This is a genomic window from Streptococcus sp. HMSC034B05, from assembly GCF_001809055.1.
Classification (GTDB): domain Bacteria; phylum Bacillota; class Bacilli; order Lactobacillales; family Streptococcaceae; genus Streptococcus; species Streptococcus constellatus.
Genome location: NZ_KV795585.1, coordinates 33,589 through 47,670, shown reverse-complemented (window position 1 = coordinate 47,670; position 14,082 = coordinate 33,589). Strand labels below are relative to the sequence as shown.

Below are 14,082 nucleotides of genomic sequence, written 5' to 3'. Positions count from 1 at the left end.
TTTGTGACTGAGAACTATTTTGTCTCAGACTCTATTTTTTTATCTTTTCTTGGGCAGATGCAACGACATCTGCCAGACTGGTCTTGCTCAGTTCTTTTTCCATTGCTGCTTGAATTTCTGCTAATTTGTCATCTAAAACTAAGTGAATATTTCTGCCAATGGGACAAGATGGATTTGGATGTTCATGAAAGCTAAAGAGTTGCCCAGATTTGCCCAGACTTTCTACTGCCTGATAGACATCCAAGAGGGTAATGTCTTTTAAATCTTTCCTAATGATAGCTCCTCCCCTCCCACGCGCAACGGAAATCAAGCCCGCACTTTTCAACTGAGATAAAGTCTTGCGAATAATGACAGGATTTACTCCAACGCTATCAGCTAAAAAATCACTAGTCACTTTATGTTCTTGACATTCTAGTGCTATAACAGTCAACATGTGCGTGGCAATGGTAAAACGACTCGAAATTTGCATGTAAAACTCCTTTCATTTGCTGATTCTATTACTAGTATACTTTATTTACGTTGTAACTTCAAGTGTTACTTCTCAAAAAACTCCTTGAGATGTGCAACATAATCTTCTCGCTCACTAATTGCTCGAAGTAAATCATGATTATGCGTATGATGAATTCCATTGACCAGACTTTCGTAATATACTTCATAATAAGGCAACTTCAATGTTCTAGCCATTTCCAATTCTTTATTTACATCATAAGCCACTCGTCGAAAATCGACATCTGCTAATCCCTGTTCATCAATTTTTAAAATAGCATACTGAGCTCGCAGATCCTTTCGTAAACAAGCATCTAGAAAAAACGGCTGACCGATAGAGCCCGGATTGATAATCATCTGTCCCCCCGTCGCATAACGAAGAAATTGCTGATGAATATGACCATAAATGGCAATGGCACAATTGTTACCTTCAAACAAGCGATCAAAATTCTCTTGTTGACCAATATGAATCAGCTCTCGTCCCCAATTTTTATCTGGCAAATGATGAGTCACAGCAATTTCTAAATCGCCAACTTTTGTCAAAAGCTGCAAAGGCAACTCATGCAATCGATCTAGTTCTTCAGGTGTGACTTCTTCCAAAAGATACTGGCATAAACAAACCATATATAAATGACTAGGGCGACTGATATCTAATTTCCCATGAAGAGCATTCCAAATGCTATCTTCCCAATTTCCCCGCACTTGAAGACTAATCGGTAAAGCAGCCATTAAGTCAAGAATCTTCCTTCGACCCGTTCCGGGTGCCAATAAATCTCCCAAAAACCAGTAATCGGTCACCTGTTCCTTTTTGGCGTCCGCTAAAACAGCTTCTAATGCCGTTACATTTCCATGAATATCTGATAATAAAGCAATTTTTCGTTTCATCATCTCATTTTACTTGTCCTTTATAGAAATATTATAACAAACCAAGAAAAAACTTCCACTCCCAAGTTTGAGTGAAAGTTTTACTGCCTCATCAATCTACTGACTTCAACGCTTCCAACATATCAATACGTCTCAATATTGCATTGACCATAAATCCTAAGACAATCAAAATCATGATGATAGAAAAGACTGGTACAAGATAGACAAACACCGATACTGTCGGGTTGAGCAGAAAGGCATCCGGAGCAATTGTCTCTAAAAGAGAACGATGTAAAATATTTCCTAAAAACAAGCCTACAATAATGCCAATAATAGACAAAAGAATGGTCTCTCGATAAATATAAAGTGTGACTTCCTTATTATGGAACCCCAACACTTTAATCGTTGATAATTCTCGAATCCGCTCCGCAACATTGATGTTCATCAAGTTATAAAGAATCACAATGGCTAGTAAAATAGAGGCAACAGTTAAAATCTGCATCACAAAGCCAAGAGACTTGACAATAACATCAATTTGTTCCAAAATCCCCGTATTTTGTACAACTGCTCGTACACCTGTTAATTTCATGAATGCTGCTGCAGTATCTTGTATATTTTTACTAGAGGAATCTTTCAATTTTATCAGATAAGCATTTTCTTGGAACTTGCGATCAAATACTGTTTGATAATAGTCCTGATTCATAAAGATAAAATGCCCTGCATACATTTCAGCGATAGCAGAAACTTTGATTTTATAGCGTCTCCCCTCATCAGAAGTCACCTCAAAAGTATCCCCAACAGAAACATGCATAATGGTTGCTAATTTCTGAGAAATGATCGCTCCATGCGAAGACAACATCAATTTCGATTTGCTTCGACTCTCATTAAGCTCCATGAAATGATGAAAATCCTTGCCTGTTGTCACAAATAACGCGAGAGACTGCTCATCTTTAGCACCCTTGATTTTTTTGGTAAATGTTTCTTGATAAATACCGCGTTTTTTAGCTATTTTTTTATCTGCTAATAAATGATTAATTGCTGCTTGCTCGTCTGATTTGAGATGATGTTTTTGCGAAATGACAGCATCATATTTGATAATTTCTCCATACTGACGATTTCCTATACCTGCCATAGAAGATGACAAACCGAGACCAGCAAATAAAAGGGCGACGGAGCCTGCCACACCAAAAATAGTCATCAGCATTCTTTGCTTGTAGCGAAAGATATTTCGAGCTGTTACTTTTTGCGCAAAACTAAGGCGATGCCAAATAAAACCAATCCGCTCTAGCAAGATCTTAGAGCCTTTATTAGGTGCCTTAGGCAACAATAATTGAGACGGCTTTTCTTTCAATTCTTTATGTGCAATATAGAGGGCTGGTGCGACGCCACACAAGACCGAGCATAAAAGAGCAATGAGACTAATTTCCCAATAAAAGTCTAATCGCAAAACTGGATAAGTTGATGTCTTAAAAATAGTTTTCCCTAAAATATAAGGCAAGAAATAAGTCCCCGCTAAAATTCCAATTACTGAACCGATTAAACTTGAAACCAAGCCATAGACGGCAAATTTTTTAATGACATCTTGGTTCCGATAACCTAAGGCTTTTAAAACGCCAGCATTTGTGCGTTCTTCGCTGACAAAACGTGTCATCGTTGTGACTGTTACAAGGGCCGCTACCAGATACAGTACAATCGGAAAAGCATTCCCTACGGCTGAGATGCCATAAGCACGATTGCCAGTTGTTGTGTACTCGTCCGCTCCTGGAAATGTACGGCGTGTATACACATGGTAGGTTGGCACAGACAAACCAGCTACTTCATCTTTTGCCTTTTGAATGTCCGCTTGACCATTTTTTATTTTTGTTCCAGCATCTTCCTTTTGCTTCGCATATTCAGTTTTTTTATCGTTCAATGTCGCCTGAGCTTGGTTTAATTGCGTCTGACCATCTGCAATTTGTTGTTTTGCTTGCGCCAATTGGGCTTGGCCTGCTTGGTACTTAGCTTGCTTATCTCTTAAGGTTGCCTGACCACTTTGATATTGAGCCAAGCCTGCGTCATATTCAGCTTGTTTCGCACGCAATGTCACGACAGCAGATTGGTATTGGGCAAGTCCCGTTTGATAAACCGTTTCTTGGCTTTGGTACTGTGACAATCCAGCTTGAAATTCAGCCTGCTTTTTCTCTAATTCTGCACGAGCAAGATTTAATTTCACTTCTTCTTGTGCTAGTTGAGTTTGTGCTGCCACAATTTCAGGCACTGTTGCTGGATCAATTCCTTGTGCTTGAAGCGCGGTCATTTTTTTCTGCAAATCCGCTTTAGCTGCTGCTAATTGAACTTGACCTTTTTCCAATTCCGCCTGCGCTATGGCTAATGTAGCTTGAGTATTTGTTACATTTTCTTTTGCAGCAGACAACTGACTAGCTGCCTGATCTAATTGGGCTTTCATTTGGTTCAATTGTGCCCAACCTGAAGAAAGTTGAGCAGCGGCTGTATCCAATTTTGCTTTCGAGCTTGCTAAAATTTGTTCAGCCTGTGCAATTTGAGCTGCGCCCTGTGCAAGTAAGCTTTCTTTTTCAGTTAGTTGACCTTGAGCAACCTCTAAATCTGCTCTTTTTTGATCAATTTGATCCTGCGCATTCCTTAGTTGCTGCTGGGCATCTGCCAATGCTTGTTGAGAAGTTTGAATTCTTGCTTCTCCGTCCGCAATTTTTGTCTGTGCTTGGGCTTTTATCTCTGATAAACGTTTTTTTCCATTATCAGCTAGTAGCTTTTCTAACTCATCTTCATGCTGTTTTACCTTTTTTCGATAGGAATCCCCAAAGGAGTTGAGTGTTTTTAAATTGTTATATCTCAAACGAGCGACCGTATAGACTGAACTTTGAAACGTTTTGGGCGTCACAACTGCATAAGCAGACAAGGTACCACTCCCTGAGTTAGAACTGCCAAGAGAAATAGTTGAAGCCAATTCACTTGAATTGACAAATCCTGTCACTGTAAAGGTATGTCGTTTCAAAGCATACTCATTGGTCCCTTCCTCGTTTAAAGTAATGCTATCACCAATCTTATATTTCCTTTGACAAAAACTAGCCAGAGCAACTTGGTCTTCCTTGGTTGGAAAATAACCTGAAACCAGTTTAAATTGGGATATTTTATCTGTTTTGGAGAAAACGCGGACAGACGCAGAGCTGTCCCCAATCACCGTATCCGTAAAATAGCCATATTCCACATATGTATTTGGAATTGCATTCAGTTCTTTTTGATCAGCTTTGCTAATACCATAGTCTGACATCACTGCCACATCCATCATTTTCATCTGCGAAAGATAACGATTGGCTGAATTTTCAATGTCTGGACTGGCTGCTTTCAGTCCTACTAACGCAAAAGAACCTAACATCATTAAAAACATAATAGACAGAAAGCGTCCTTTGGACTGACGAAAAGAGAGCCTGATGTCCTTATTTAGAATGGATTTTTTCATATCACCACTCCTCACTAATACTCTAGACTTGCGATATCTTGAGGATGTTCATTCAAAGTGACGGACTGAATCCGTGCATCATGCATACGAATCACGCGGTCTGCAATCGGAGCTAACGCACCATTGTGAGTCACGATAATCACTGTCGCACCTTGCTTGCGCGACATATCTTGAAGGATTTGCAGTACTTGCTTACCTGTTTTATAATCTAGCGCACCTGTTGGTTCATCACAAAGCAAAATTTTAGGATTTTTTGCCACGGCACGCGCAATGGAAACCCGTTGCTGCTCGCCGCCAGATAATTGAGCAGGAAAATTATGCAGCCGATTTCCCAAACCAACTGCTGCTAACGCCTCTGCTGCATCCTGTGCATCTTGAACAATTTCCGAAGCCAGCTCAACATTTTCTAACGCCGTCAGATTAGGAACTAAATTATAAAATTGAAAGACGAAACCAACATCATTTCTCCGATAGTCTGTCAGTTGATAAGCGTTGTAATGCGCTATATTTTGCCCATCAATCAGGACATCTCCCTCGTCATTACTATCCATTCCACCAAGAATGTTCAGAATCGTCGATTTTCCAGCACCAGAAGCTCCAAGAATGATGACCAATTCTCCTTTTTCGATGTCAAAAGAGATATCATTGTTGGCAATAATTTCTGTGTCTCCCATTTGATATCGTTTGTAACTATGCTTCATTTCAATATAAGCCATCGTCTTTTCCTCTTTCAGTTTCCATGTCCAATTAAATAAACAAGCTGTTGATTAGATCCTATCTTTATTATAAAATAGACTTAACATAAAGGCAATCATCAATTATCAACAGAGTGTTCATTTAAGGAGTGTTATGGTACAAAATCGACAAACAGCAACCAAGCAGCATATCAGAGAAGCCCTCATTCAGCTCTTGTTAGAAGAAAAATTTGAAACAATTTCCGTTAGTAAACTCTGTCAACGAGCAGGTATCAACCGTGGAACTTTTTATCTTCACTATCTTGATAAATTCGACCTAATTGAAACACTAAAAGAAGAAATTATTACCCAATTACGTAAAAATTTTGAAGAAACTACAAACACACATGACCTAATCATTACCAATCTAAGCTATCTCCAACAAAACCACGACCTAATTTATGCTGTTTCTCAAAGTCATTACCTCAATTTCCGTGAAACAATCCGTGAATTTATGCTTAGTATTTTAACGAACGATCAGCACAAAGTTCAAACCGAACACTTTTTAAAAGAAAATTTCCCCATTTCTGAAAAATATGCACTTGAAGTTTTTCTATCTAGCATAGAGGGCATTATCTCACTCTGGATTTCAAGCGGCACTAAAGAAACGCCTGAAGAAATGACGAATATGATTTTACAAACCTTTAATTACGATGCTTGGCGATTGTAAACTAAAAAACTCTATTTCTATAAAAGGGATTTCCTCAATTAGAAATAGAGTTTTTGATATACATTTTTTCTAAAGCTCAGAAATTGAAAGGTTGTAAAGTGAGACGACAGCACACAGACTATGATGTTCTATTGCATATCTTTATAACCAGTCATGTCATCATTGCAACCTATCATCTACTTTTTAGCTTAGTTGTCCTTATCATCTATGCGTGATTTTCTAGCAATATCAGCCAAAATATGGTCTACAAATTCTGCAAGTGTTTCTGTATGCGTTTGTTTGCTGCCATAACGACGGACATTCACCGTACCATCTGCTTGTTCCTTGTCCCCTACAATCAATTGATAAGGAACTTTATGAGTTTGACTTTGACGAATCTTGTATTGCATTTTTTCATTGCGTTCATCGACATCCACACGGACACCACGATTGCGCAGTTCTTTCGCTACTTTCCAAGCGTAATCAGCATGCGCTTCATTAGAAATTGGAATGACCGTCACTTGATGAGGTGCCAGCCAAGTTGGGAACGCACCTTTGTAAGTTTCAATCAAGTAAGCAATAAAGCGTTCCATCGTAGACACAATACCACGGTGAATCATGACTGGACGATGGTCTTCACCGTCTGCTCCGATATAATGAAGATCAAAACGTTCTGGTAGCAAGAAGTCCAATTGAATAGTGGAAAGAGTTTCTTCATTTCCAAGAGCTGTTTTTACTTGAACATCCAACTTAGGACCGTAGAAAGCAGCTTCGCCTTCTGCCTCAAAATAGTCCAAACCTAAATCATCCATTGCTCCTTTTAGCATGCGTTGAGCATTTTCCCACATTTCATCATTATCAAAATATTTATGTTTGTCATTCGGATCACGATAAGACAGACGGAAACGATAGTCTGTAATATTGAAGTCTTTGTAAACGTCAATCATCAAATCCAGCACATGTTTAAATTCTTCTTGAATTTGCTCTGGCATGACAAATAAGTGAGAATCGTTTAGGGTCATTTCACGAACACGTTGGAGTCCTGAAAGTGCACCTGATTTTTCAAAGCGATGCATCATACCAAGTTCCGCAATACGAATAGGTAACTCACGATAAGAATGAACATGGTTTTTATAAACCTCAATATGGTGTGGGCAATTCATCGGACGAAGAACAAATTGTTCACCATCTCCCATATCCATCGGTGGAAACATATCTTCTTGGTAATGTTCCCAGTGACCAGAAGTCTTGTATAATTCTACACTTGCAAGCGGTGGAGTATAAACATGTTGGTAACCATCATTAACCTCACGGTCTGTAATATAACGTTCTACGATACGACGAATAGTCGCACCATCTGGAAGCCAAAATGGAAGACCTTGCCCAACTTCAGGAGAAATCATGAAAAGATCAAGCTCTTTACCGAGCTTACGGTGATCACGTTCCTTGGCTTCTTCACGCATTTGAAGATAGTTTTTTAGGTCTTTCTTATCAAACCAAGCTGTTCCATAAATCCGTTGCATCATAGCATTGTCACTGTTCCCACGCCAGTAAGCACCTGCTACATTGAGCAAATGGAAAATTTGAATACGCCCAGTTGACGGTACGTGAGGTCCACGGCAGAGATCCACATATTCACCTTGACGATAAATTGTAAGACCTCCTTCGTCTTCTGAATGCTCCTCAATCAATTCTAACTTGTAAGGATCGTTTTTGAAAATTTCTCGTGCTTCATCCTTTGTCACTTCTTCGCGGATTGACGGGAAATTTTCCTTGACAATCTTCTTCATTTCTTCTTCGATACGAGGCAGGTCTTCGTTAGAAATTTGACCAGCTGTATTGTCCGTATCGTAGTAGAAACCGTCCTGAATAGCAGGACCAACCCCTAAGTGAATCTCTGGGAAGAGACGACGAGTAGCTTGCGCAAACAAGTGAGCGGCAGAGTGACGCAAGATATCCAAAGCGTCTTCGTGGTCAGGTGTCACAATCTCGATTGATCCATCTTCTGTAATGGCACGAGTGGTATCGATGAGTTTGCCGTTGAATTTACCAGCCAAGGCTTTCTTAGCAAGAGAATTGCTGATAGATTGAGCAATTTCAAAAGTTGTTACGCCAGATTCGAATTCACGCACAGCGCCATCTGGGAAAGTAATGTTAATCATAATTTTCTCCTTTAATATCTATTCTATTTATATTGGACAATTTTAAGAGCCGAGCAACCTCTTCCACAGTCTGCTTTTCTGATTGACTACCATCTGCTATGAGGCTAGGATAGCCTAATTTCATCGTTTCCTTCCGAACCATTTGGGCAAAAAGAATGTCTCGCTGCATCCAGTTTTCAAAAGCTTGCTCAGGATTGGTTGTTCCCTCTAAGACATAAGGAACCCATTCTCTCTGTTTATAATGCTTTTTCTGAAAATCAGCTGTCGGAGGCAAGCATAGATAGGAAGACGCTGGCCATTCAAGCTCCTTTACCAAGTGAGGCAAAAGTCCTGCCCCCTCCACCAAGAGTGGTCTATCTTGATTTTTTATCAAGTAAGATTTTACGTAAGGAAAAATCTCTTCATAAAAGCGCCATTCTTCATCTGCCATCTCTTCTGGATTTCTCATCCAGATTTGTTCCGGATTTCTGTCCTGTCTAAGAAGGCAAATCGGCTGTGAATCTACACTTGCTTGACTCATCATCTCGTCCACCAAATCATCCAGCTTTATATAAAGCAGCTGATACTGTCTAGCGAGAAGTGAAGCAATTGTTGACTTCCCACTACAAGGCGACCCGCCAATCATATAAAGCATCATTTTTCCTCCTTCTGACAAAATAAAAACGACATCCTCAAAAGGACGTCGCAACGTGGTTCCACCTTCATTCGTGCATATCAAAAAGACCTACACCTCAGACTGGCTTTAACGTAGCCACCGTTTTATGTTTGCATAAAAGTTACTTTAGAGTAGTCCCAACTGCCTTCCTCTACACGCTTTCCAGCCCCACGCGTTCTCTAAAAAATTCCAACCAGCGGTATGTCTCTAAGAAATATTATAGCACGATTAAAAAAATTTGCAAGCTTTACAATCAGATGGTTTGTGTCTGAATTTTTGGAAATTTTGGGAATTTGGAAGAAAAGAATAGGTTAGTTTTGGAAGCATTCGAATGGTTCCAAAACTTCTATCCATGATAGCTTGCCCATAGACCTGTTTTAGAGCTGTGTTGTTTCGAAACAACACAGCCAAAAGGATTATTTCTTTTGAGTTAAAATATGGTTATCCATAATCAGTTATGCGCACCGATTCGGTGCTTTTTTATTTCAATCAAGAACACAAAAAAACAGCCTTACGACTGTTTTTATTTTTATCCTACTGAGCCTTCCATACTCATGTTAATGAGTTGGTTGAGCTCCACTGCGTATTCCATTGGAAGTTCTTTGGTGATCGGTTCCATGAAACCATTGATAATCATAGCCGTTGCTTCTTCTTCGCTAATGCCACGGCTCATGAGATAATAAAGCTGATCCTCCGAAACCTTAGAAACTTTAGCTTCGTGTTCCAGTGCAACATTCGAATTGTGAATTTCATTAAATGGAATGGTATCTGAGCTGGATTCACCATCCATAAGAATCGTGTCGCACTCAATGTGAGACTTTGAACCAGCACTATTCTTGCCAAAACGGACTTGACCGCGATAATCTGTCTTACCTCCGTCTTTTGCAACAGATTTAGAAATTAATGTGCTAGAAGTCTTTGGCGCATTGTGATAAACTTTACAGCCTGCATCTAAATGCTGACCATAATTAGCAAAGGACATAGAAAGAACCGAAGTTCTTGCATTACGACCATTAAGAATGCTACAAGGATATTTCATATTAACCTTGCTGCCTAGATTTCCGTCAATCCATTCCAGAGTACCGCCTTCTTCAACCGTTCCACGCTCGGTCACCAGATTATAAACATTGTCCGACCAATTTTGAATCGTTGTATAGCGGAAGAAAGCATCCTTTTTAACAATAATTTCTACATTTGCAGCATGAAGACTATTGGTCGTATAAGTCGGCGCTGTGCAGCCCTCAATGTATTGAATAGAGCCACCCTCTTCTACGATAATGAGCGAGCGTTCAAATTGACCAGCATTTTCTCCATTGATACGAAAGTATGTCTGAACCGGCACTTGGCATTGAACATTTTTTGGCACATAGATAAAGGTCCCACCCGACCAAACTGCACTGTTTAAAGCGGAAAACTTATGCTCTGCATTAGAAATGACTGTGCCAAAGTATTTTTTCACCAAATCCGGATATTCTTGTACTGCCGTGTCGGTATCGGTAAAGATAATGCCTTGCTTGGCAAATTCTTCTTTCATGTTATGATAGACTACCTCAGATTCATATTGAGCAACAGCTCCTGACAAAAATTGGCGCTCTGCTTCAGGAATACCCAAACGCTCAAAGGTTTTCTTTATTTCATCTGGCACTTCATCCCAACTTCTAGCCCGATCTCCACTTAATTTTTGATAATAGATAATATCATCAAATCGTATGCCGGATAAATCTGGTCCAAAATCAGGCATGGGCAATTTATGGAACAATTCTAAAGAACGCAAACGATAATCCAGCATCCATTGCGGTTCATTTTTAATTTCAGAAATTTCACGAACAACCTCTTCTGTCAGACCCTTACCAGTCGAGAACAAAGGCTTCACATCGTCATGAAATCCAAAAGCATAATCTCGTACTTTCGTCATCTCATTCCTCCCATTGATACAAATTATCTTCTCTTATTATACTATTCTATATTAGAAATGTCAGAATATATGCCTAAAATATAATAAATTAAGCTAAAAAAGACTAGGAAAATTTCCCAGCCTTCTTACATGATTACCGTACTTTTTCGGCTAATGCTTCAGCGAATTTCTCCAGATTTTCAATATCTTCATCTTCTGCTGATAGATCGACTTTGACATTTTCAGCACCTTTTTCAGCACCTGTTGCCGCAAAAGCACGATCAAAGTCATCTACGGCCTTACAAAACTCATCATAGAATGTATCGCCCGATCCGACAACACCATAAATCTTTCCGGTCAAGTCAAGACTAGCTAAATCTTCATAAAAATCAACAATTTCATCAGGCAACTCGCCGTCACCATATGTGTAAGAAGCAATGATTGCGATATCTGCTTCTAGAAATTCCTCTGCATCAACCGTTGTGCATTCATCAATATCTACTTCTAAACCAAGTTCTTTTAATTTATCAGCTACAATATCTGCAATTTCTTCTGTATTTCCTGTCATACTCGCAAATACAATTTTTGCTAACGCCATAATTTCCTCCAAAAAATTCTATCAATTTATTATAACATATTGAACAAATAGTTGCACTTGAAACCTCTTGAAGGTTGGTTGCTCCTCACTTTTACTTTTTAAAATAGCTACCTTATGATACAATAAATAGAAGGTAGAGTGGAGGTTAGAATATGGAAATTTTCAAGCAAATTTTACATAAAATTAAAGAATATGATACAATCATCATCCATCGTCACATGCGGCCCGATCCCGATGCATTAGGAAGTCAAGTCGGTTTAAAAAAATTACTTCAAGTCAATTTTCCAGAGAAAAAGATTAAAACAGCAGGAAAAACTGAACCAACTCTTGCTTGGTTGGCCAAAATGGATAATGTTTCAGACGATGATTACAAAAATGCTTTAGTGATTGTTTGCGATACAGCAAATACTGCACGAATTGATGATGAACGCTACAGCAAAGGAGACTTTCTCATCAAAATCGATCATCATCCAAACGATGATATTTATGGAGACATTGCTTGGGTAGATACTAGCTCAAGTAGCGCTAGTGAGTTAATTGCTCTCTTTGCATTAGAAAATCATCTAAAATTAGATGATTATTCTGCTAAGTTACTTTATGCTGGAATCGTTGGTGATACTGGACGTTTCCTATATCCTGCCACAACTGCCCGAACTATGGCTATCGCCAGCAAACTTCGCGAATACCCTTTTAACTTTGCTGCTTTGGCTCGGAAAATGGACTCTTTCAGCTATCAAATCGCTAAACTTCAAGGCTACGTTTACGATCATTTAGAAGTCGATGAAAATGGTGCAGCTCGTGTTATTTTAACTCAAGAACTTCTCAAATCCAATCAGTTAACAGATGCCGATACTTCTGCTATCGTTTCAGCTCCAGGGCGGATTGACAGTGTTGAACTTTGGGGAATTTTTGTTGAACAAGAAAATGGCAATTACCGAGTTCGTCTACGGAGTAAATTTATCCCTATCAATGAAGTGGCTAAAAAACATGATGGAGGCGGTCATCCACTTGCTAGCGGTGCCAATGCTTACTCTACAGAAGAAATCGAAAAAATTTACCAAGAATTAAAAGAATTGGCAAAAAGACATTAAAATTGAGAGAAAAGACTTGTCAAAATCGGTAGAATTTGGTAAACTATCAAAGTAATGAATCTATGGCTCGCAGAGAGACCATGGCAGAAAGGAAATTTTTTAAAATGAGAAAAGATATTCATCCTGAATACCGTCCTGTTGTCTTTATGGATACTTCAACTGGCTACAAATTCCTTAGTGGTTCTACTAAGTATTCTAGCGAAACTGTTGAATGGGAAGATGGAAATACCTATCCACTAATCCGTGTGGAAATTTCATCAGATTCACATCCATTCTATACTGGACGCCAAAAATTCACTCAAGCAGACGGACGTGTGGATCGTTTCAACAAAAAATACGGTCTCAAATAAGAATCATATTCACATTACAAAAAATGTTGATATTAAGCCTTTTCCATTTTGGGAAAGGTTTTTTAGTACAATCAAAAAACTTGGAATCCACTACATTATGATTTCCAAGTTTTTACTCTTTCTTCGCATTCAGTATTTTAATTGTTGAATAATCAATATATGGCTATCTTTGAAACCCTATAAACTATGAGGCTCATTGGATCCCATGATTAAAAAATTTCTGGGAACAAGTTGGACTATTTCTCCAGATGCTGTAAAATCAATCTTTCCTTCTAGACAGACAACAGTCGTCAAAGCATCAGCTTTGTGTTTAGGAACTATTCTTTCTTCTCCTATCTACCATTTCTTATTGTACTCTTCTAATGCTGAAACGTTTTAATCCTTATAACCTCCCCCAGTAAAACCGTAATATTCTTCTAAAGATAGTCCTGAATCTGCAATCGCTTTTGCTTCTTTTCCAACATAACGAAGATGCCATTGCTCTGGCATATATCCAGTTTCATTCTCTTTTCCATTTAGATAACGCACAACAAATCCATATTCGGCTGCATGTTTCAAAAGCCATTGACTAGCCTTTTTTTCTGTCACTAGATTTCCGTCGGTGCCAATCAAGTCAAAAGCTAATCCTGTTTGGTGTTCACTATAGCCAGGCCGAGCAGAATACCGATCCGCTGCTTCTTTTCCATCTTTATTGACATAATTTTGATAAAGTGTCACTTGCATTTGATAGCTACGAAAACCGCTATATTGATGACTGATAGGATAACCCTCACCTTGCATGGCAGCAATCAATTCCAGCAATTTTGCTTTAGCAGTAGGATTTTCACCGGGGTTGTAATCTGAAGATAATGGATAATGTTTATTTGCGATAACAATTTCATCGTATTTCCCTTTTACACTATAGTAAGAACCATTATAATGAACTTTTGTTTTTTTCTTTGTTTGCTCAGAGGATCTAACTTTTGCAGATACAGCTTTTCCTTCTTGTTTCGTTTCCACATTTGTTTTCTTTCCTCCACAAGCTGTCAAAAGAAACAAACTCGCTAACAATAAAATGCCAATCCTTTTTTTCATCTGTATCGCCTCATTTATAGAATTTACTAATTTTCATTATAGGCGTA

The 14,082-nt window shown here is 38.8% G+C and carries 12 protein-coding genes and 1 pseudogene; 3 read left to right on the top strand and 10 right to left on the bottom strand.

What is annotated here, in order from left to right:
- Positions 1 to 31: 31 nt before the first annotated feature.
- The 4 genes from HMPREF2542_RS01015 to HMPREF2542_RS01000 form a co-directional block, all read right to left on the bottom strand.
- Entirely contained in the window at positions 32 to 469 is a 438-nt protein-coding gene (locus HMPREF2542_RS01015; protein WP_058669717.1) for an Rrf2 family transcriptional regulator, read from the bottom strand.
- Between the two features lie 65 nt (positions 470 to 534).
- Positions 535 to 1,371 carry a metallophosphoesterase family protein gene (locus HMPREF2542_RS01010; RefSeq protein ID WP_058669718.1) on the bottom strand — a complete coding sequence of 279 codons (837 nt, stop codon included), beginning with the start codon at positions 1,369 to 1,371 and terminating at the stop codon, positions 535 to 537.
- Between the two features lie 91 nt (positions 1,372 to 1,462).
- Positions 1,463 to 4,828 (bottom strand): ABC transporter permease, encoded by a 3,366-nt coding sequence (locus HMPREF2542_RS01005; protein WP_058669719.1) that lies wholly within the window; start codon positions 4,826 to 4,828, stop codon positions 1,463 to 1,465.
- Between the two features lie 14 nt (positions 4,829 to 4,842).
- Positions 4,843 to 5,544 (bottom strand): ABC transporter ATP-binding protein, encoded by a 702-nt coding sequence (locus tag HMPREF2542_RS01000; RefSeq protein ID WP_003023878.1) that lies wholly within the window; start codon positions 5,542 to 5,544, stop codon positions 4,843 to 4,845.
- Between the two features lie 133 nt (positions 5,545 to 5,677).
- On the opposite strand from HMPREF2542_RS01000, the gene HMPREF2542_RS00995 reads away from it, so the two are divergent.
- A complete protein-coding gene (locus HMPREF2542_RS00995; protein ID WP_048800573.1) occupies positions 5,678 to 6,232 on the top strand; it encodes a TetR/AcrR family transcriptional regulator in 555 nt (184 codons plus the stop codon).
- A 188-nt stretch (positions 6,233 to 6,420) separates the two neighbouring features.
- On the opposite strand, the gene thrS is transcribed toward HMPREF2542_RS00995, so the two are convergent.
- The 4 genes from thrS to HMPREF2542_RS00975 all read right to left on the bottom strand — a co-directional run bounded on the left by thrS (position 6,421) and on the right by HMPREF2542_RS00975 (position 11,520).
- On the bottom strand, positions 6,421 to 8,373 hold the full coding sequence (thrS, locus tag HMPREF2542_RS00990; RefSeq protein WP_058669720.1) for a threonine--tRNA ligase: 1,953 nt from the start codon (positions 8,371 to 8,373) through the stop codon (positions 6,421 to 6,423).
- Positions 8,366 to 9,007, bottom strand: coding sequence for a nucleoside/nucleotide kinase family protein (locus HMPREF2542_RS00985; protein ID WP_082663117.1), 642 nt, complete (start codon positions 9,005 to 9,007; stop codon positions 8,366 to 8,368). The genes thrS and HMPREF2542_RS00985 overlap by 8 nt, the downstream gene beginning before the upstream one ends.
- 550 nt (positions 9,008 to 9,557) lie before the next feature.
- Positions 9,558 to 10,943, bottom strand: coding sequence for a Fe-S cluster assembly protein SufB (gene sufB, locus HMPREF2542_RS00980; protein ID WP_003036119.1), 1,386 nt, complete (start codon positions 10,941 to 10,943; stop codon positions 9,558 to 9,560).
- A 133-nt stretch (positions 10,944 to 11,076) separates the two neighbouring features.
- Positions 11,077 to 11,520, bottom strand: a complete 444-nt coding sequence (locus HMPREF2542_RS00975) for a flavodoxin (RefSeq protein ID WP_003023869.1) — start codon at positions 11,518 to 11,520, stop codon at positions 11,077 to 11,079.
- Positions 11,521 to 11,672: 152 nt separating this feature from the next.
- On the opposite strand from HMPREF2542_RS00975, the gene HMPREF2542_RS00970 reads away from it, so the two are divergent.
- The gene (locus HMPREF2542_RS00970; protein ID WP_049476754.1) at positions 11,673 to 12,611 is read left to right on the top strand and encodes a DHH family phosphoesterase; all 939 of its coding nucleotides are present in this window, start codon (positions 11,673 to 11,675) and stop codon (positions 12,609 to 12,611) included.
- A 104-nt stretch (positions 12,612 to 12,715) separates the two neighbouring features.
- Complete coding sequence (locus tag HMPREF2542_RS00965; protein ID WP_003023866.1) at positions 12,716 to 12,961, top strand: type B 50S ribosomal protein L31; 246 nt, start codon at positions 12,716 to 12,718, stop codon at positions 12,959 to 12,961.
- A gap of 177 nt (positions 12,962 to 13,138) precedes the next feature.
- Here HMPREF2542_RS00965 and HMPREF2542_RS10255 read toward each other — a convergent pair.
- Together HMPREF2542_RS10255 and ldcB are read right to left on the bottom strand one after the other, a co-directional pair.
- Positions 13,139 to 13,279, bottom strand: a pseudogene (locus HMPREF2542_RS10255) (cupin); the annotation flags it as partial.
- A gap of 57 nt (positions 13,280 to 13,336) precedes the next feature.
- Positions 13,337 to 14,035, bottom strand: coding sequence for an LD-carboxypeptidase LdcB/DacB (gene ldcB, locus HMPREF2542_RS00960; RefSeq protein WP_003068467.1), 699 nt, complete (start codon positions 14,033 to 14,035; stop codon positions 13,337 to 13,339).
- Between the last annotated feature and the right edge of the window lie 47 nt (positions 14,036 to 14,082).

Excerpts from the sequence above, each read along its gene's own strand:
- HMPREF2542_RS01015 (WP_058669717.1), bottom strand. The coding sequence starts at position 469 with ATGCAAATTTCGAGTCGTTTTACCATTGCCACGCACATGTTGACTGTT.
- HMPREF2542_RS01010 (WP_058669718.1), bottom strand. The coding sequence starts at position 1,371 with ATGAAACGAAAAATTGCTTTATTATCAGATATTCATGGAAATGTAACG.
- HMPREF2542_RS01005 (WP_058669719.1), bottom strand. The coding sequence starts at position 4,828 with ATGAAAAAATCCATTCTAAATAAGGACATCAGGCTCTCTTTTCGTCAG.
- HMPREF2542_RS01000 (WP_003023878.1), bottom strand. The coding sequence starts at position 5,544 with ATGGCTTATATTGAAATGAAGCATAGTTACAAACGATATCAAATGGGA.
- HMPREF2542_RS00995 (WP_048800573.1), top strand. The coding sequence starts at position 5,678 with ATGGTACAAAATCGACAAACAGCAACCAAGCAGCATATCAGAGAAGCC.
- thrS (WP_058669720.1), bottom strand. The coding sequence starts at position 8,373 with ATGATTAACATTACTTTCCCAGATGGCGCTGTGCGTGAATTCGAATCT.
- HMPREF2542_RS00985 (WP_082663117.1), bottom strand. The coding sequence starts at position 9,007 with ATGCTTTATATGATTGGCGGGTCGCCTTGTAGTGGGAAGTCAACAATT.
- sufB (WP_003036119.1), bottom strand. The coding sequence starts at position 10,943 with ATGACGAAAGTACGAGATTATGCTTTTGGATTTCATGACGATGTGAAG.
- HMPREF2542_RS00975 (WP_003023869.1), bottom strand. The coding sequence starts at position 11,520 with ATGGCGTTAGCAAAAATTGTATTTGCGAGTATGACAGGAAATACAGAA.
- HMPREF2542_RS00970 (WP_049476754.1), top strand. The coding sequence starts at position 11,673 with ATGGAAATTTTCAAGCAAATTTTACATAAAATTAAAGAATATGATACA.
- HMPREF2542_RS00965 (WP_003023866.1), top strand. The coding sequence starts at position 12,716 with ATGAGAAAAGATATTCATCCTGAATACCGTCCTGTTGTCTTTATGGAT.
- ldcB (WP_003068467.1), bottom strand. The coding sequence starts at position 14,035 with ATGAAAAAAAGGATTGGCATTTTATTGTTAGCGAGTTTGTTTCTTTTG.